Raw genomic sequence first — 17726 nt, forward strand, 5'->3', positions numbered from 1 at the left:
TGCAATTAGAATTTTCCCTACCGTAGAGAGCATTAGCAAAGGGACAGTAAAGGACTAGGAAGTCGCTATGCGGGAAGTAATGCAAGAGAATACAGACAAAACAACAACGCAGCATCCACCAATCCACTCCATCGCCTTAATTGAGGACGATGAAATTGTTCGTCAGGCAACCAGCCAATGGCTAGAGCTTGCAGGTTATGATGTACATTCTTTTGAGTATGGACTCTCCGCGCTGAGCGCTATCGAAAGTGGTGATTTTGAAGCGATTATCAGTGATGTGAGGTTACCTGATATCGATGGTTTGGATTTACTGAAGGAGTTTCAGTCTAAGCAGGTTAATGTGCCCGTGATACTCATTACCGGACATGGTGATGTGGATATGGCGGTAACAGCGCTGCAGCTCGGTGCTTACGACTTTATTGAAAAACCATTCAACCCAGAACGACTTTCTTCCACCGTAAAAGAAGCGGTAGACGAATATCAAAGTAAAATAGCTCAACGAGACAGGCAGTCCTACCTTAAAAACATTGAAGGAATTGAAAAGGTGCTGGTAGGGCGTAGTAAGGCTATATGCGATTTACGAAAACAGATAGCTAAGGTCGCCTCTATTGATACTAACGTCATCATCTATGGTGAAACAGGCTGTGGTAAAGAGCTGGTAGCCACTTGCTTGCATCAAGAAAGCATTCGAAATTCTCACCATTTAGTTGCACTTAATTGTGGCGCCATCCCTGAAAACCTGTTTGAAAGTGAATTGTTTGGGCATGAAGCCGGGGCATTCACTGGAGCAGCCAAACGACGTATAGGCAAATTGGAATACGCGGATAAAGGCTCTTTATTTCTGGATGAAATTGAAAGTATGCCCGTTGCAATGCAGGTCAAGGTTTTACGTACGTTACAGGATCATGAGATAGAACGAGTAGGGAGCAATGAAAAGCGCAAAGTAGATTTACGAGTTATCGCTGCTGCAAAAGAAGACTTACTTAATCACTCGGAATTCAGACAAGATCTATTCTACCGACTTAACGTAGCTCAATTGCACCTGCCGCCTTTAAGAGATCGTGAGGATGATGCTCTGGTATTGTTTGAATATTTTACCCATCAAGCGAACCCCAATACCCGTAAGGCAAGTGATTCCGACGAAAGAGCATTATTGTCTTATTCATGGCCAGGTAATGTCCGTGAATTACGAAATATTGCGATTCGATTTGCTTTGGATGACACCCTTTCTGTTGGGGATATTTTGTCAATTAGGCCCAATTCAAACGTTGAAAGCCAAGGCCAGCAAGGGGTACCGCTAGCGATTCAAATGGACAGTTTTGAGCGCAAAGTTATATTAGACTCCCTAACCCGGTGGAATGGCTGCATTGCAGACGTAATGCAAGAGCTAGATCTACCAAGGCGAACATTGAATCAGAAAATGCAAAAGTTAGGATTGAACCGATTGGATTATAAAGACTGATTGGTTGCGTATAAATAGACGGAGGGGGTATAGGCAAAATTTTGCTCATGTGGAATTTAACCAAATTACAACATAAGTCACAAGTTTGTCAAATGTGTGAGCGTAAGCCCCACCAGGCCATTATTTTAAAGGGTCTAGATGAGCAAAAACTTGCTCATCTACCTGACGTTAAGTGAGCAAGTTTTTGCTCATTATGGTCTGGTTTTTTAAGTAATGTATTATTAAACAGTGACTTGAAAGTTGGCATCTAAATTGCGTTAGTGGTGTTGAATGTTAATAAAATGATAACGTGAAACACCACATGGAGAGTAGAAGATGAAAATGAACAAATTGGTTAAAACCTTGGCGGTTGCTATTGCCTCATTTGGTCTGGCAGCAAACGTGTCGGCGGCAGAGCAAAGAAGCTACATTTTGGCTACGGCATCGACAGGGGGTACTTACTACCCAGTCGGCGTTGCGCTTGCGACATTGAGTAAAATCAAGCTGACTCAAAAACATCACTTCTCACTTTCTGCGATTAGCTCGGCAGGGTCTGGTGAAAACGTCAAGCTACTGAATGAAAACGAAGCACAGTTTGCTATTTTACAAGGGCTGTATGGCGCTTGGGCTTGGGGCGGTGAGGGGCCATATGCGAAGTCTGGTCGTCAGGAGAAAATTCGCTCGGTTTCTATGCTTTGGCAAAACGTAGAGCATTTAATTGTTCGTTCAGAATACGCAAAGACAGGGACAGTAAGCGACTTAACCAACCTCAATGGCGAAAAATTCTCTATCGGTAAGAAAAATTCCGGTACAGAAAACTCAGGCCGCCAAATCATGAAAGGTTTGTCTATTGACCCAGACAAATTCAGCTTGGCGTACATGGGTTATGGTGGCAGTGCGAGTGCGCTCCAAAACGGTACCATCGATGGCATGAATACACCTGCTGGCGTACCTGTTGGTGCGGTAACTCAAGCGTTCGCCGCACTGGGTAAAGACATCCAAATATTGTCTTTTACAGACGAGCAAATCAAACAGGCTAACGGCAGTTACAGTTTGTGGACCAAATACGAAATCCCTGCGAACACCTACCCTGGTGTTGATAAACCAATCACGACTATCGCGCAGCCAAACTTTCTTGCCGTACGCGAAGATATCTCTGACGAAGACGTTTATCAGCTAACCAAAGCGATTTACGACAACTTAACGTTCTTGCAAGGCATTCATAAAGCAACCAAAGCAATGGCATTAGAAAAAGCGATTGCGGGTTTACCGGTGCCTTTACACCCAGGTGCGGCACGTTTCTACAAAGAAATGGGTATCTCAATTCCTGATTCGTTAGTTGCGATGTAACTCCCGCAACCTTTCTTCTTCCACACTGTAATTTTCATGCATTGCCATAACAATTATGGCAATGAAATAGCCGTGTGGAAGAAGAGGTACGAACTCGTTCCGAACCAAGTATTCAGGAGGATATATGAGCAAGGACATCAAAGAAGAACTGCAAAAATTTGAGTTGCCCACAAGAACCACTTTTCCATGGGTAACTAAGGCGATAACGGGCTTTGGTGTCGTGTTGTCTTTGCTGCATATTTGGTTTAATACGTTTTCTACATTACCTGAATTATGGGTATCTGCGACTCACTTTGCAGGGTTTGCGGTGATTTGTGCACTGTGGTATCCCGCGCATATATCTCTTAAAGAAAGCAAAATTGCGCTGGCTGTCGACGTGGGAATCGGTATTGCTGCAATTGCGTGTTTGCTTTATATCCCTTATGCAGAAGATGCCTTATATGAACGAGGCGTAAAGTTCATCGCCAGTGATTGGTTCTTTGCTGTATTGGCGATTGCGATTGTCATCGAGCTGATCCGCCGAACCATGGGGTGGTTCATCCCGATTCTTATCTTAGTCTGTTTAAGTTACGTCGTGTTATGGGGGCAATGGGCTTCGGGTATTTTCCACTTTCCTGGTTTAAGTTTAGAAACGCTGTTGTACAGAAGCTTTTATTCCTCGGAAGGAATGTTTGGTTCGATTTCACGTATCAGCTGGACATTCGTATTCATGTTCATTCTCTTTGGTGCATTTTTGGTGCGCTCAGGTGTGGGTGACTACATCATCAACGTTGCGAGAGCGGCAGCAGGAAAAGTCATCGGTGGACCGGGATTTATCGCTGTTATCGGTTCGGGACTGATGGGGTCGGTGTCTGGCTCTAGTGTTGCAAATACGGTTTCAACCGGTGTTATCAGTATTCCTTTGATGCAAAAAGCCGGTTTTCCATCGCGTTTTGCAGCGGGTGTTGAAGCGGCTGCTTCGACGGGAGGGCAATTAATGCCTCCTGTGATGGGTGCTGGTGCGTTTATCATGGCCTCTTATACCCAAATTCCATATGTCGACATCATCGCGGTTTCGTTTGTTCCTGCATTAATCTATTTTCTATCGGTTGGCTTTTTTGTTCGTATTGAAGCCAAGCGAAGCGGTGTTCAAAAAGTCACGACCAGTGAAGAGTCATTGTCTAAAGTTCTGCTTTCTGGCTGGAACAACCTTATTCCATTGGCGGTACTGGTGACTTTACTCGTTCAAGGGTTTACGCCAACTTATGCCGCAGGTATTTCTATCGTGTCGGTCGTTGTGGCCTCTTGGTTTTCGAAAGATCACAAAATGGGGCCTAAAGCCATCGTCGAAGCCTTGTCTCAAGGGGCGAAAAACATGGCAACAACAGCGGTATTGCTGGTTGGCATTGGGCTTGTGATCAACGTGATCAGCACAACGGGGATCGGTAATACTTTTTCATTAATGATCAATGGCTGGGCGAATGGCAACTTGTTCATCATGTTGGTTCTGATTGCATTGGCATCTTTGATTCTTGGTATGGGGCTACCGGTTACTGCGGCTTATATTGTTCTTGGCACGCTGTCAGCACCGGCTTTGTATAAACTACTGGCTGAAAGCCAACTGCTCGAGTTAATGACATCAGGCACATTACCAGAACAAGCCAAAGCCATCTTTATGTTGGCAGCGCCTGAAAAACTGGACTTACTCAATGCCCCTATGGCGATAGAAACGGCTAAAGAAATGCTAGCGCTTGTGCCTGCTGATTTTGTTGAAACTCTGTTAGAGCAAAGCTTGGGCCTAGAAGCGATTGGCTTGGCATTGTTAGGGGCTCACCTTATTATTTTCTGGTTATCTCAAGACAGTAACGTCACGCCACCGGTTTGTTTAACGGCATTTGCGGCAGCGACTATCGCGAAAACGCCGCCGATGCGTACAGGCCTAACGGCATGGAAAATTGCGAAAGGCTTATATTTAGTTCCGTTATTGATTGCCTACACTGGGCTGGTGAGTTGGGATGTCACCGAAGTACTGACGGTTGGTTTCTTTGCCATCATCGGCACTTACGCATTTATCGGTGCGATCGAAGGCTACTTAGAATCTCAGCTGACATGGTTGCTGAGAGCGTTGCTGGTTGTTATTGGTATTTTACTCGTTTGGGCGGATGTTCCGTTGATGGTGCGGATAATGAGCTGTGTCGTGTTCGTTGCAATATTTGTTTATAGCAGTAGGCAATATAAGAAGCAGCATGAATTGAAGACAAAAGAAAACCAGTATCATGATACGGCATCAGGTGGGAAAGGAGCGATACAGTAATGGACAAGGTTTATGACTATATTGTGGTTGGGGGTGGGATCGTCGGTGTGTCGACCGCTTGGCAGCTTAAAACGCGATTTCCGGATAAATCAATCTTGTTGCTCGAGAAAGAAGACGGGTTTGCTAAACATCAAACCGGTCATAATAGCGGCGTTATTCACGCCGGGGTTTACTACGCTCCGGGCAGTTTGAAAGCCGAGTTTTGCAAGCGAGGCGAAGAGCAAACAAAAGCATTTTGTGCGGAGCACGACATTGCGATAGAAAACTGCGGAAAACTGTTAGTCGCTACTTCCGATATAGAAATGGAACGAATGAACGCGCTTTATCAACGATGTGCTGACAACGGTATTGAAGCTGAGTTGTTGAATCAAGAGCAACTGAAGCTGGCAGAACCAAACATTACCGGATTAGGTGCCATCTTGGTTCACTCAACCAGTATCGTTGATTACAAGCTTGTGACTGAGAAAATGGCAGAACAGTTCACCAACCTTGGTGGCGAAGTGTGCTTGCGAACTGAAGTGGTTTCGATGACGGAATCGACGTCGGAAATAGAAATAGAGACGCGAGTGGATGGCCAAGGTATGTTGTTGCAAGCCAAGTTCGTCGTGACGTGCAGTGGTTTGATGGCGGATCGAGTCACCCAAATGCTAGGGATTGAGTGCGATTTTCAAATCATCCCTTATCGTGGTGAATATTATCGTTTGAATCGAAAGCACAATGATGTGGTTAATCACCTTATTTACCCGATTCCTGATCCAGACTTGCCTTTTTTGGGCGTGCATTTGACACGAATGATCGATGGTACCGTAACCGTAGGGCCAAATGCGGTTCAGGGCTGGAAGCGAGAGGGTTATGGCGACATTAACTTTAGCCTTAAAGATACCATGCAAATGCTGACCTATTCGGGATTTTGGAAAGTAACAGCCAATAATTTGAAAACAGGCTTAACGGAGTGGAAAAACTCATTATGGAAGCCTGGCTATTTGAAGTTAGTAAACAAATATTGTCCAAGTATCGAACAGCTTGATTTAGAACCCTATCCAGCCGGGATACGCGCCCAGGCGGTGTTGTCTGATGGCTCTTTAGTGCATGATTTCTTGTTCGCAAGCAGTGAGCGTAGCTTGCATGTGTGTAATGCACCGTCACCGGCGGCAACATCTGCCATGCCGATTGGTCATTATATATGCGACAAAATCGAGGGTTCTGTTAGTCAATAGGCTCCCTGACTAACGATAGATAATTAAGGCTACCAATAAGCGTATTACTTGTTGGTGGCCTTTTTTATTATACGTTAGGTGCTGTTTCAGTTAAGCGCGAGGTGAGCGGACATAATTGATTTTTACGTAGTAGGTTATTTCATATATCTAATAATTGGTAAGGTTTAATTGTTGTTAACCAACAGTCAACTATTTAATAGTTCACTGCTATTTCTACGATTAATAGCTAACGATTAAATAAGGCTATTCACGTTTATTTCCTGAAGACTCCCTATTTCAGTCGCAACTAAATGAGGGCGATTGGCTTAGTGATTTTACAAAATGCGATCTTCCTCACGTGCAACGCAACCGGTTGCGCTTTTTTGTTGTGCGCAAATTTGGTACAGTTTGCGTAGATTGATTATTATGCATAAGGAGTGAGTCATGAAGAAAATTTTACTTTGTTGTAGTGCCGGTATGTCTACGAGTATGTTGGTGAAAAAGATGGAGCAAGCTGCTGAAAAAAGGGGTATTACTTGTCAGATTGAAGCTCATGCGGTTAACAATTTCTCCGAGTTGATTGGCGAGTATGATGTCTGTTTGCTAGGCCCTCAAGTGCGTTTTCAACTGGACGAACTAAAGAAAACTGCAGACGACCATGGCAAGAGCATCGCCGCTATCGCTCCGCAAGATTACGGAATGATGAAAGGCGATGAAGTGCTGACTCAAGCATTAAACCTAATTAAGTAGACGATCTACATCGTATTGAGGATATATACGAATAGATAGGCGCTAAGTAATATTTAAAGGCCAAGTGAATATACGTTATATGTTTTACATATAGTGTAGGGTCTTTTTATGTCTAAAATAAGGATAAACACTATGAAGCTGTATAATTCGATATTAGGATTTGTCGAAAGATATATTGCACCACTGGCGGTAAAAGTAGGTAACCAACCACATGTACGAGCAATGCGCGATGGGTTCATTGTCGCGATGCCATTTATTATTGTTGGCAGTTTTATTTTAATATTTGTATTTCCCCCGTTTGACCCAGACACAGAATTTGCATTTGGTCGAGCATGGTTAGATTTTTCGGCAACATACTTTGATGAGTTGATGATGCCCTTCAATATGTCGATGGGATTAATGACCGTTTTTGTGTCCATAGGTGTGGGTTACAGTTTAGCCAAAGCTTATAAAATGGATGGCATCACGAGCGCGGCATTGTCGCTAATGTGTTATTTGCTGGTGGCAGCACCGGTTAGTGATGGTGGCTTACCTGTGGCGCACATGGGCGGCACCGGTGTCTTTACGGGTGTGGTGAGTGCATTTTTTGCCGTTGAACTCTACCGTTTGATGAAAAAGTACAATGTAACCATTCGTATGCCAGAGCAAGTACCACCAGCGATTGCGCGTTCATTTGAAGTGCTTCTGCCTGTTTTGGTTGTGTTCGTTACGCTTTATCCATTAAGCCTATATGTTCAAGCCGAGTTTGGTATGTTGATCCCTGAACTGATTCTTGAAATGTTTACACCATTGGTTAGTGCGTCAAACTCACTACCTGCAATTATTGGTGCTCTGATTCTTTGCCAGTTGCTTTGGTTTGCCGGAATTCACGGCGCCGCTATTGTAGTAGGTCTGCTATCTCCTATATTCCTTACCAATATTGGTATGAATACAGAAGCGTTTATTGCGGGCGAGCCAATTCCTAACATATTTACTCAAGCCTTTTGGGATTACTACATCTTTTTGGGCGGTTCTGGCGCAACGTTAGCACTGGTCATTTTGATGTGTTTCAGTCGTTCTGTTCACCTGAAAACCATTGGTCGAATGAGTGCGGTACCAGGTTTCTTCCAAATTAATGAACCTGTTATTTTTGGTACACCTTTAGTGCTAAACCCAACACTATTTATTCCTTTCTTATGTGTGCCGATCATCAACGCAACCATCGCATATTTTGCCGTGCATATGGGGTTTGTTGGGATGGCTGTGGCAACGGCTCCTTGGACCACCCCAGCAATCATCGGTGCGTCGTGGGGAAGTGGCTGGACGTTTACCCCCGTTCTATTGGTTATTGGCCTGTTGATCTTGGATGTTTTCCTATATTTACCTTTCTTCAAAATGTTTGAAAGAGAAGTATTGGCTGAGCAAGAAGCAACCGCAGAACCATCACAAGAAGCGCCTGCTGGTAAACCGGTAGCAGCATAGTTAATCAGGCGAATAGTTAAACCAGTCGAATGAGTTGTTTGATCACTATTTCTCAGTCTAATTTTGGTCAAACACTGATTCGTACTGACGTACATTTTGGTAAGTAATTTTATAGTTAAGTTTCTCGGGAGGGAGTATGGAACAAGAAATGGTGGTTATGGAAATTATCTGTAACGCAGGTGAAGCTCGTAGCTTAAGTTACGAGGCTTTAAAGCTAGCAAGGCAAAACGATTATGAACAGGCACAACAAAAGCTAGATTTGGGGAAAGAGTGCTTAAACAAGGCACATTTAATTCAAACTCAATTGATAGAAGCCGATCAAGGCGAAGGTAAAGTACCGATGACCTTAGTGATGGTTCATGCGCAAGACCATCTCATGACAACTATCCTAGCTCATGAATTAGCGACTGAAATCGTAGCCTTACAACAAAAATAGTCGTTTACTTAACGGAGAATACTTATGTCTAAAGATGCTCTAAAACTTGCCATCATTGGTGGCGGCAGCAGCTATACGCCTGAATTGATTGAGGGAGTATTAAAGCGCCTTGATTATCTACCAGTGAAAGAAATTCATTTGGTTGATATTGACGATGGCAAAGAGAAACTGGAAATTATCCATGCTTTGGCCACTCGCATGGCTGAAAAAGTCGGCGCTGATATTGACATCAAAGCCAGTTTTGACCGTCGTGAGGCGATAGTCGGCGCAGACTTTGTTATGACACAATTTCGTGTTGGTGGGCTTAATGCCCGTGCTTGTGATGAACGCATTCCTCTGCAATATGATGTGATCGGGCAAGAAACGACAGGCCCCGGTGGTTTTGCAAAAGCACTACGAACGATACCGGTGATCCTTGATATTTGCCGTGATATTGAGGAGCTGGCACCAAATGCATGGATGTTAAATTTTACCAATCCGGCGGGCTTGGTCACTGAAGCGGTGAACAAATACAGCAAAGTGAAAAGCATTGGTTTGTGTAACGTACCCGTTTCGATGCAAATGATGGTTGCAGAAATGATGAATTGCGAATCGAGCGATGTGCAGCTCGAATTTGCTGGATTAAATCACTTAGTTTGGGTTCTTAAGGCGTGGCTAAACGGCGAAGACATTACCGATACGGTGCTGGAAAAAGTCGGTGACGGCGCCAATTTCAGCATGAAGAATATCTTTGAAGAACCATGGGATCCAACGTTTCTAAAAGCACTTGGCGCTATCCCTTGCCCTTATCATCGTTATTTCTACCAAACGGATGCGATGTTAAAAGAAGAAAAAGAAAGCTCGACAGCGAATGGGACTCGCGCAGAACAAGTGATGAAAACGGAGCAAACATTATTTGAACTGTACAAAAACGTTAACTTAGCAGAAAAGCCTAAAGAACTTGAGGAACGAGGTGGTGCATATTATTCGGATGCATCTTTAAACTTGGTTGATGCAATATACAATAATCGTAATGGTATTCATGTTGTCAACGTACCGAATAATGGAGCGATTAACTCACTACCAGATGATGCGGTCATTGAATGCAGTGCTGTGGTTGGCAGCTGGGGCGCAAAGCCTATCGCGGTAGGAGAATTGTCGGCGAATATTAGTGGTTTACTTCATCAAGTAAAAGCTTATGAGCAACTTACCATAGAAGCGGCTGTTGACGGTGACTATGAGAAAGCGCTAATTGCTCTTTCAAATAATCCGCTGGTGCCAGACATTAACCGTGCTAAAGCGATTCTCGATGATATATTGCACGAAAATGCCAGGTATTTACCTCAGTTTTCGTCGGAAGCTCGTTAATATTTTAAATGGATTGCTTGAAAAGGATGTGGGGATAAATGAAAGTCATTTTTAATGCAGACGATTTTGGACTAACTGAAGGGGTTAATACTGGCATTGTTGACGCGTTTCACCAAGGGGTGGTTCGCTCTACAACAATGATGGTTGCGATGCCGGCAGAAAAGCATGCTGTTCAACTTGCGGCTGACTTACCTGAACTCAAGGTTGGCCTACATTTGAGGTTCACAACAGGGAAGCCACTCACTCACCATAAATCGCTCACTAATTGGACGGGAAATTTCCCCACCATTCCTCATTTTTGGCAAAAGAGAGATTTCGCTCCTGTCGAGGTTTATGAAGAAGTTGTTGCTCAAGTGGAACGTTTTTTATCTCTAGGCTTGCCTTTGAGCCACATAGACTCGCACCATCACGCACATACGCACCCTCAGATTACGAACATTGTCAGTGAGGTAGCTCAGCAATATCAAGTTCCATTGCGAGGGGTAGGGCTGGAAGGAAGTAAACAAGTAAATAATCAATACCTGTTTACTGACCAGTTTTATGACGACAAGATCTCAATTGAGCATGCAAAAAAACTGATGATTCGCTACGAAAGTAGGTGCGAGGTACTAGAAGTGATGTGCCACCCTGCTTACGTTGATGGTCAGTTGAGTTTGATGAGTAGTTATTTGGATCAGAGAGAGGAAGAGCTGAGAACACTATCATCACCAGATTTTCGGGTGTTTTTACAGCAGCGAGGTATCCAAGTCACGGATTATTCGGTATTAGCTTCGACCTAACCTCATCGCCGTGTATCATAAGCCGTCAGTTTCTTTTTCCCTAACTTTTAGATTCTGACGGCTTTTTTTGTAACGGTTTCCATCAAATAAATAGTGAAAAGGTATATGGCTCGAATTAAAGATGTAGCTGCACTCGCCGGCGTTAACCGTTCTACGGTTTCTCGTATCATCAATGGCGAAGGGAAATTTAAAGAAGAAACGAGACAAAAAGTTGAGCAGGCGATGGCTGAACTCAACTATCGGCCGAGTGCCATTGCCCGTTCTTTGGCAACATCTTCGAGCAATATGATGGGTTTACTTGTTACCTATTACACTGGTGGATTTTTCGGTGCTGTGATGGAGCACGTTCAATTTGAATTAGATTCCCACTCCAAGTTCCTTATAACCTCTCAAGGGCACCATACTAAAGACGGTGAGCATGCTGCAATACAACGTTTTCATGATTTGCGCTGTGACGGGTATATTTTACATAGCCGCCATTTGTTAGATGATGACCTGTGTGAACTTGCTAAGCAATCGACGCCTTTTGTGTTATTGGATCGTTACGTGCCAGCATTAAAAGAAAGATGCATTACCTTTGACCATCACAAGGCCAGTTCCCTTGCTGTGCAGCATTTATTGGACAATAAACACAAATTAATCGGCTGTATTACCGGTCCAACATACCGAGAAAACAGTCTAAAACGTATTCAGGGCTACCTTGATACGATGGCGTCATTTGGCGTTGAGGTACCAAAGTCTTGGTGTGAAGAAGGAGACTATGGTTCTCGTAGCGGATACGATGCGACGAAAGCGCTGCTCTCTCGCCACCCTGAACTTACTGCTATTTTCTCTTGTAGCGAAGAAATGACAGTCGGTGCGATGCAATATTTGCATGAACAAAAGATCAGAGTTCCAGAAGACATTTCAATAGTCAGCTTTGATAGTGTGGAGCGATGCGCTGAACTGTACCCCGCAGTAACGGCTGTCTGTTTCCCGATAAATCTGATGGCTAAGCAAGGTGTAAAAACCTTGATGGGGCTAGTGAATGGGCAGTCAATGGAAGTTCCAACGACTTTTGTACCTGAGTTGATCGTGAGAAAAGCAGATAGAACGCTGGATTAACTGAAAAGCGAAAGCGACAATTTAACAGCTTTTAAATATAGAGAACTAAGGCCACGAATAAGCGTTTACTTATTCGTGGCCTTTTTTGTCACTGATTATTTATGTTACTTCTTAAGCAAGAAATTAACTAATTGATTGTACTCTTCAAGACTTGTGATGTTGTCTGGCTTAACAATGTACTTGTTGTTTACCAGTACACCAGGAACCCCTGTTAATGTGCTCGCTTCAAATTGCTTATCGAATCGTTTCTGCATTGAATCAACAGCAAACCCTTTGTAAGCGGCATCAAATTTCTTTCCATCGATACCATGATCAACAAAGATTTGGCGAAGCTCTGTTTCGTTCTTAGGTGCTTTACGTAGGTCATGGATCTGTTTAAACATGACAGGCACCATCTTCTTCTCTACATCAAGCGCAACCATGGTCGCGTAAGCTTTGGCCATTGGCACGGCCATGTTAGCGCCCATGAAAGCCACATGAACCTTTTGGAACTTAACGTTCTCAGGCAATGACTCTTTCATGTTGTCGATAATGCCTTCAAACTTATAGCAGTGCGGGCAATAAAAAGAGAAGAACTCGGTCACAACCGGCTTTGTTGCTTTTTGAGTGCTCAATACTTGGTAATGAGTGCCTTCTTCAAATTGTGCCGCTTGTGCAGTAAAGCTCAACATAAGAGCGGTAAACAGTGTCAGTAATTTTTTCATTCGATCGTTTCTCCAAACGGATTTATCTTGTTTATTACCATCTTGTAGGGCACAACGAATTGATCGTCGGGTTGGCCACCAGAGGTAAAATTGTGTAATGGGTTGTTAGGTCGTTAGGAGAATAAAATCGGAGGGCGGTATAACGCTTTAGAGAGTCCAATGGCTTTAAGTTGCAGCTCATAGCTAATAAGAGCCAATGAATGTGACTGTCTTGCTAACTTATCTAGGGGGGAAGGCGTCGGCAAATTCATCACGCACATCGAGCTGCAGCATTGATGTTTAGCACTGGATTTTGACTTGTGTTCGGTTTTGTTGTCGCAGATGTCAGAAGTGCTATGGAATATCTCCACAATACTTGGGGTTGGTTCACCGTATTTTTCCCACTCTGGATTACTGGATGCACCAGAAGCCACACTTGACAGCACAAGGGCCATTAAAGTGATGGTTGTAATCCAAATTGTGTGGATAAATTTCGGCATAGTGTATTTTGAGCTACTTCAATTATCTGCTTTCTACACCGCAATCATACAGTAAACCTATTGAAGTCTGTCAAGGTAAATTCACAATTATGTTATCAACTTGAGTAGGTGTAAGTTTGTAAGTTAAAATGTAACAAAAGAACATTTGTATGATTATTTAATAATATAATTATCGAAAAATCTGGCGAAATTACCACCAATTAAACCATCGTAACCTAAGGGTTATAGTGGGCTGCAGATGCGATCTAAGCAATTTTGACTGTTTTTCCTGCTATCCATCTACCCCTTTAGGGTAGTTTAATTCTGTAATTGATTTACATCATTTAATAATTTTCTTTCATAAATGACAATCTCCTTAAATTAAAACATATATTTAACAGGAATCGTTTATGAGCAAGATGAAGTTAGTCATCATCGGTAATGGCATGGTCGGCCATCGCTATATCGAAGATCTGGTTGAAAAAACAGATGCCGAAACTATGGACATCACTGTTTTTTGTGAGGAACCAAGAGTGGCGTACGACAGGGTTCACCTATCGTCGTACTTTTCTCACCACACTGCCGACGAACTTTCTCTTGTTAAAGAAGGGTTCTATCAAAAGCATGGCGTTAACGTATTAATAGGTGAGCGTGCCATTAATATAAATCGCGAACGCCAAACGGTTTATTCAAGTACTGGGCGCGAGATTCAATACGATAAGCTGATTCTAGCTACAGGATCATTCCCGTTCGTACCGCCAATTAAAGGTAACGAAAGCAAAGATTGCTTTGTATACCGTACCATTGAAGATCTTAAAGCGATCGAAGCAACCGCGAAGAAAAGCAAAAGCGGCGTCGTTATAGGTGGTGGTTTACTTGGCTTGGAAGCAGCTGGTGCATTAAAGGCATTGGGTGTCACTACGCATGTTGTTGAATTTGCTCCCGTACTTATGGCAGAACAGCTTGATCAACAAGGCGGTCTTCAACTTCGCAATAAAATTGAGCGTATGGGTGTGCAAGTCCACACCAGCAAAAACACGCTAGAAATCGTTGCAGAAGGAAGTGAAGCTCGTAATGTGATGCGTTTTGCTGACGGTACTGAGCTAGAAACCGACTTTATCGTATTCTCTGCAGGTATTCGCCCGCAAGACAAACTGGCTCGTCAAATGGGCTTAGGTATTGCCCCTCGTGGTGGTATCGAGGTGAACAACCATTGTCAAACAACCGATGAAAACATCTACGCGATTGGCGAGTGTGCTTCATGGAACCGTACCTTCTACGGCTTGGTTGCTCCAGGTTATAAAATGGCAACGGTTGCTGTTGATCACTTAGTTGGTAACGAAAGTGAATTTGAAGGTGCAGACATGAGCGCGAAGCTGAAATTGCTTGGCGTGAAAGTAGGCAGCATCGGCGATGCAAATGGTCGTACTCCAGGTTGTAAGAGCTACGTTTACCAAAATGAAGAAGACGAAGTGTATAAGCGCATTATCGTTTCTGAAGACGGCAAGCAATTGCTTGGTGCTGTAATGGTCGGCGACACCTCTGACTACGGCGACTTGCTACAGCTTAAGTTAAACAACATTGAACTGCCCAAACACCCAGACACGTTGATCCTTCCTTCTCACGCTGGTGCGGAAAAACCATCATTAGGTGCCGATTCGTTACCTGACAGTGCGGTGATTTGTTCTTGTTTTGATGTAACCAAAGCCAAAATTGCTCAAGCGGTTGCTGACGGTCACCATACTTTAGGTGATATTAAAGCGGTGACGGGAGCAGGGACTGGCTGTGGCGGTTGCATTCCACTTGTGACATCGGTTCTGAATGCAGAACTGGCTAAGTCTGGCGTTGAAGTGAAAAACGATGTGTGTGAGCACTTCGCTTATTCTCGTCAAGAGCTTTTCCACCTGATCCGCATTGAAGAAATCAAAACATTCGATGAGCTGTTAGAGAAATACGGTAAAGGTTACGGTTGTGAAGTGTGTAAACCACTTGCAGGTTCTATCTTAGCGTCTTGCTGGGGTGAGCACATCCTAAAACCTGAGTTGGTGAAGCTGCACGATACTAATGACAACTTCCTCGGCAACATTCAAAAAGATGGGACTTATTCAGTTATCCCACGTATGGCGGGTGGTGAAGTGACACCACAAGCGCTAAGTGTGCTAGCAGACGTAGCGGCTGAGTACAACTTATACACCAAGATCACGGGCGCACAGCGTATTGGTTTGTTCGGTGCTCAAAAAGACGATTTACCAGCGATTTGGAAAAAACTGATAGCAGCCGGTTATGAAACGGGTCAAGCGTATGCGAAAGCGCTTCGTATGGCGAAAACCTGTGTAGGTTCTACTTGGTGTCGCTACGGTGTGCAAGATTCTGTCGGTCTCGGTGTGCTGATCGAAAACCGCTACAAAGGCATTCGTACTCCTCATAAGATGAAATTTGGTGTGTCAGGTTGTACTCGTGAGTGTGCGGAAGCGCAAGGTAAAGATCTTGGCATCATCGCAACTGATGCGGGTTGGAACATGTACGTATGTGGTAACGGTGGTATGAAGCCGCGTCACGCAGACTTATTAGCTACCGACCTAGACCAAGAAACGCTTATCAAGTACATCGACCGCTTCATGATGTTCTACATCCGCACTGCAGCACCACTACAACGTACATCCGTCTGGATGGATAACCTTGAAGGTGGCGTTGATTACCTGCGTGAAGTCATCGTAGACAACAAGTTAGGTCTTAATGGCCAACTTGAAGCAGACGTTGCGGCATTGGTTGGTAACTTTACTTGTGAGTGGACCAATACGATTAATGATGAAGCTCAACTAACACGCTTCTCGCATTTCATTAACTCGGATGAGCGTGATAGCAACGTACAGTTTGTTGAAGCTCGTGAGCAACATCGCCCAGCGACTTACACAGAAAAATATCCTGAAGCAAAAGGCGACATTCTTCATGTTGCTCTAACTGACACTGTTCTAACTGACACAGTAGCGGAGGTTTAATCATGGCTAACGGTAAAGCAGCATTTCAATCAATTTGTGATATCGCAAACATTATCCCTGGCACCGGAGTTTGTGCGTTGTTCAATGGCGAGCAAGTGGCTATCTTCCGCCCAACAGACGCTGAAGAAGTGTTTGCAATCAGCAATACCGACCCATTTGCACAGTCCAATGTGTTGTCGCGTGGTCTGATTTGCCAACATAAAGACGAGCTTTGGGTAGCAAGCCCACTTAAGAAGCAACGCTTCAATTTGAAAACAGGCCAGTGCATGGAAGACGAGCTTTTTAATGTGAAAGCATACAAAGCTCGCGTTCAGAAAGGCACGGTAGAATTAAGTGCTTGATGTGAAGTGCTAAAAGCGAAGTTTCTAAGTTCTTACTTAGCTTTTAGTACCTAGCTTTTAGCATTTCGAAAAATTGATAGATCAAGGGTTTCGGATGCGACATCCGTTATTCGGAGCCTTTTCCTATCAACTTTTAATTTTAACTTTTGTAAATAAGGACACACTATGTCTGCTTTAAAACCTGCTGAATTTGTTCAAACGATGATCGATGTTGGTGAAGCGAAAACCAAAACCAGTACTCGTGATCTTCTGATCCGCGGAACCATGGCTGGTATCATCTTATCTCTAGCGGTGGTTGTTGCTATCACCACTATTGTTCAAACAGGCATTGGCATCGTGGGCGCACTCGTATTCCCTGTTGGCTTTTGTATTCTTAGCCTAATGGGTTATGACTTAGTTACTGGCGTATTTGGTCTTGCTCCGTTGGCAAAATTTGATAACCGCCCAGGCATCACTTGGGGCCGTATTTTACGTTGTTGGGGTCTTGTTGGTCTAGGTAACCTTATTGGTTCTTTGATTGTGGCTTTCCTAGTCGCTATTTCGTTGACGAACAACTTCTCTATTGATCCAAATGCAGTGGCACAAAAGTTCATTGCAGTGTCGACTGCTCGTACTGTGGGTTTTGAAAATCTAGGCGCTGATGGCTGGATCACTTGTTTTGTTCGCGGTATTTTCTGTAACTTGATGGTATGTCTTGGTGTTATCGGAAATATGACGGCACGTTCAGTAGCTGGCAAAATTGCAGCAATGTGGCTACCAATCTTCATCTTCTTCGCGTTGGTATTTGAGCACACAGTAGTAAACATGTTCCTATTCCCATTGGGCATGATTTTGGGTGCAGATTTTGGCATTGTGACTTGGTTGAACTTCAACCTAATTCCAACCATTCTAGGTAACATCGTGGGTGGTTTGGTGTTTACTTGTATTCCTCTTTACCTGACACACGCAAAAACAGCACCGTCACTAGGTAACGAAACAGCAGATAAATCTGAGCCAGCACTGCGCACTCAGTCTTAATTAGAATTGGCCTCATCTTTATAGGTGAGGCCAATTTGTTTGTGAATTTA

General features: G+C 43.8%; 15 protein-coding genes. 13 read left to right on the forward strand and 2 right to left on the reverse strand.

Annotated elements, in window-relative coordinates; genetic code table 11:
- The first annotated feature begins 121 nt into the window (after positions 1-121).
- From QWZ04_RS21970 to QWZ04_RS22015, 10 genes are all read left to right on the forward strand, one after another.
- The gene (locus QWZ04_RS21970; RefSeq protein WP_290330582.1) at positions 122-1462 is read left to right on the forward strand and encodes a sigma-54-dependent transcriptional regulator; all 1341 of its coding nucleotides are present in this window, start codon (positions 122-124) and stop codon (positions 1460-1462) included.
- A gap of 315 nt (positions 1463-1777) precedes the next feature.
- Positions 1778-2791, forward strand: a complete 1014-nt coding sequence (locus QWZ04_RS21975) for a TAXI family TRAP transporter solute-binding subunit (protein ID WP_290330413.1) — start codon at positions 1778-1780, stop codon at positions 2789-2791.
- A 124-nt stretch (positions 2792-2915) separates the two neighbouring features.
- Complete coding sequence (locus tag QWZ04_RS21980; protein ID WP_290330414.1) at positions 2916-5084, forward strand: TRAP transporter permease; 2169 nt, start codon at positions 2916-2918, stop codon at positions 5082-5084.
- The gene (gene lhgO / locus QWZ04_RS21985) at positions 5084-6301 is read left to right on the forward strand and encodes an L-2-hydroxyglutarate oxidase (RefSeq protein WP_290330415.1); all 1218 of its coding nucleotides are present in this window, start codon (positions 5084-5086) and stop codon (positions 6299-6301) included. The genes QWZ04_RS21980 and lhgO overlap by 1 nt, the downstream gene beginning before the upstream one ends.
- A 423-nt stretch (positions 6302-6724) precedes the next feature.
- Positions 6725-7030, forward strand: a complete 306-nt coding sequence (locus QWZ04_RS21990; RefSeq protein WP_290330416.1) for a PTS sugar transporter subunit IIB — start codon at positions 6725-6727, stop codon at positions 7028-7030.
- Positions 7031-7162: 132 nt separating this feature from the next.
- Positions 7163-8491 carry a PTS sugar transporter subunit IIC gene (locus tag QWZ04_RS21995; RefSeq protein ID WP_290330417.1) on the forward strand — a complete coding sequence of 443 codons (1329 nt, stop codon included), beginning with the start codon at positions 7163-7165 and terminating at the stop codon, positions 8489-8491.
- 136 nt (positions 8492-8627) lie between these two features.
- A complete protein-coding gene (locus QWZ04_RS22000; protein ID WP_290330418.1) occupies positions 8628-8927 on the forward strand; it encodes a PTS lactose/cellobiose transporter subunit IIA in 300 nt (99 codons plus the stop codon).
- Between the two features lie 24 nt (positions 8928-8951).
- Entirely contained in the window at positions 8952-10274 is a 1323-nt protein-coding gene (locus QWZ04_RS22005) for a 6-phospho-beta-glucosidase (RefSeq protein WP_290330419.1), read from the forward strand.
- A gap of 38 nt (positions 10275-10312) precedes the next feature.
- Complete coding sequence (gene chbG, locus QWZ04_RS22010; RefSeq protein ID WP_290330420.1) at positions 10313-11053, forward strand: chitin disaccharide deacetylase; 741 nt, start codon at positions 10313-10315, stop codon at positions 11051-11053.
- Positions 11054-11158: 105 nt separating this feature from the next.
- On the forward strand, positions 11159-12157 hold the full coding sequence (locus QWZ04_RS22015; protein ID WP_290330421.1) for a LacI family DNA-binding transcriptional regulator: 999 nt from the start codon (positions 11159-11161) through the stop codon (positions 12155-12157).
- 104 nt (positions 12158-12261) lie between these two features.
- Here the strand turns inward: QWZ04_RS22015 and QWZ04_RS22020 are convergent, their stop codons facing one another.
- Entirely contained in the window at positions 12262-12861 is a 600-nt protein-coding gene (locus QWZ04_RS22020) for a thiol:disulfide interchange protein DsbA/DsbL (protein WP_290330422.1), read from the reverse strand.
- A gap of 113 nt (positions 12862-12974) precedes the next feature.
- Positions 12975-13340 carry a hypothetical protein gene (locus tag QWZ04_RS22025; protein ID WP_290330423.1) on the reverse strand — a complete coding sequence of 122 codons (366 nt, stop codon included), beginning with the start codon at positions 13338-13340 and terminating at the stop codon, positions 12975-12977.
- A 389-nt stretch (positions 13341-13729) separates the two neighbouring features.
- Here QWZ04_RS22025 and nirB point away from each other — a divergent pair, with 389 nt between their 5' ends.
- The 3 genes from nirB (at position 13730) to QWZ04_RS22040 (ending at position 17676) form a co-directional block, all read left to right on the forward strand.
- The gene (nirB, locus tag QWZ04_RS22030; RefSeq protein ID WP_290330424.1) at positions 13730-16318 is read left to right on the forward strand and encodes a nitrite reductase large subunit NirB; all 2589 of its coding nucleotides are present in this window, start codon (positions 13730-13732) and stop codon (positions 16316-16318) included.
- A gap of 2 nt (positions 16319-16320) precedes the next feature.
- The gene (gene nirD / locus QWZ04_RS22035) at positions 16321-16659 is read left to right on the forward strand and encodes a nitrite reductase small subunit NirD (RefSeq protein WP_290330425.1); all 339 of its coding nucleotides are present in this window, start codon (positions 16321-16323) and stop codon (positions 16657-16659) included.
- A gap of 165 nt (positions 16660-16824) precedes the next feature.
- The gene (locus QWZ04_RS22040; protein ID WP_290330426.1) at positions 16825-17676 is read left to right on the forward strand and encodes a formate/nitrite transporter family protein; all 852 of its coding nucleotides are present in this window, start codon (positions 16825-16827) and stop codon (positions 17674-17676) included.
- The last annotated feature ends 50 nt before the right edge of the window (positions 17677-17726 follow it).

It is taken from the genome of Vibrio tapetis subsp. quintayensis (genome assembly GCF_030409945.1).
Lineage (GTDB): Bacteria > Pseudomonadota > Gammaproteobacteria > Enterobacterales > Vibrionaceae > Vibrio > Vibrio quintayensis.

Excerpts from the sequence above, each read along its gene's own strand:
- QWZ04_RS21975 (WP_290330413.1), top strand. The coding sequence starts at position 1,778 with ATGAAAATGAACAAATTGGTTAAAACCTTGGCGGTTGCTATTGCCTCA.
- QWZ04_RS21980 (WP_290330414.1), top strand. The coding sequence starts at position 2,916 with ATGAGCAAGGACATCAAAGAAGAACTGCAAAAATTTGAGTTGCCCACA.
- lhgO (WP_290330415.1), top strand. The coding sequence starts at position 5,084 with ATGGACAAGGTTTATGACTATATTGTGGTTGGGGGTGGGATCGTCGGT.
- QWZ04_RS21990 (WP_290330416.1), top strand. The coding sequence starts at position 6,725 with ATGAAGAAAATTTTACTTTGTTGTAGTGCCGGTATGTCTACGAGTATG.
- QWZ04_RS21995 (WP_290330417.1), top strand. The coding sequence starts at position 7,163 with ATGAAGCTGTATAATTCGATATTAGGATTTGTCGAAAGATATATTGCA.
- QWZ04_RS22000 (WP_290330418.1), top strand. The coding sequence starts at position 8,628 with ATGGAACAAGAAATGGTGGTTATGGAAATTATCTGTAACGCAGGTGAA.
- QWZ04_RS22005 (WP_290330419.1), top strand. The coding sequence starts at position 8,952 with ATGTCTAAAGATGCTCTAAAACTTGCCATCATTGGTGGCGGCAGCAGC.
- chbG (WP_290330420.1), top strand. The coding sequence starts at position 10,313 with ATGAAAGTCATTTTTAATGCAGACGATTTTGGACTAACTGAAGGGGTT.
- QWZ04_RS22015 (WP_290330421.1), top strand. The coding sequence starts at position 11,159 with ATGGCTCGAATTAAAGATGTAGCTGCACTCGCCGGCGTTAACCGTTCT.
- QWZ04_RS22020 (WP_290330422.1), bottom strand. The coding sequence starts at position 12,861 with ATGAAAAAATTACTGACACTGTTTACCGCTCTTATGTTGAGCTTTACT.
- QWZ04_RS22025 (WP_290330423.1), bottom strand. The coding sequence starts at position 13,340 with ATGCCGAAATTTATCCACACAATTTGGATTACAACCATCACTTTAATG.
- nirB (WP_290330424.1), top strand. The coding sequence starts at position 13,730 with ATGAGCAAGATGAAGTTAGTCATCATCGGTAATGGCATGGTCGGCCAT.
- nirD (WP_290330425.1), top strand. The coding sequence starts at position 16,321 with ATGGCTAACGGTAAAGCAGCATTTCAATCAATTTGTGATATCGCAAAC.
- QWZ04_RS22040 (WP_290330426.1), top strand. The coding sequence starts at position 16,825 with ATGTCTGCTTTAAAACCTGCTGAATTTGTTCAAACGATGATCGATGTT.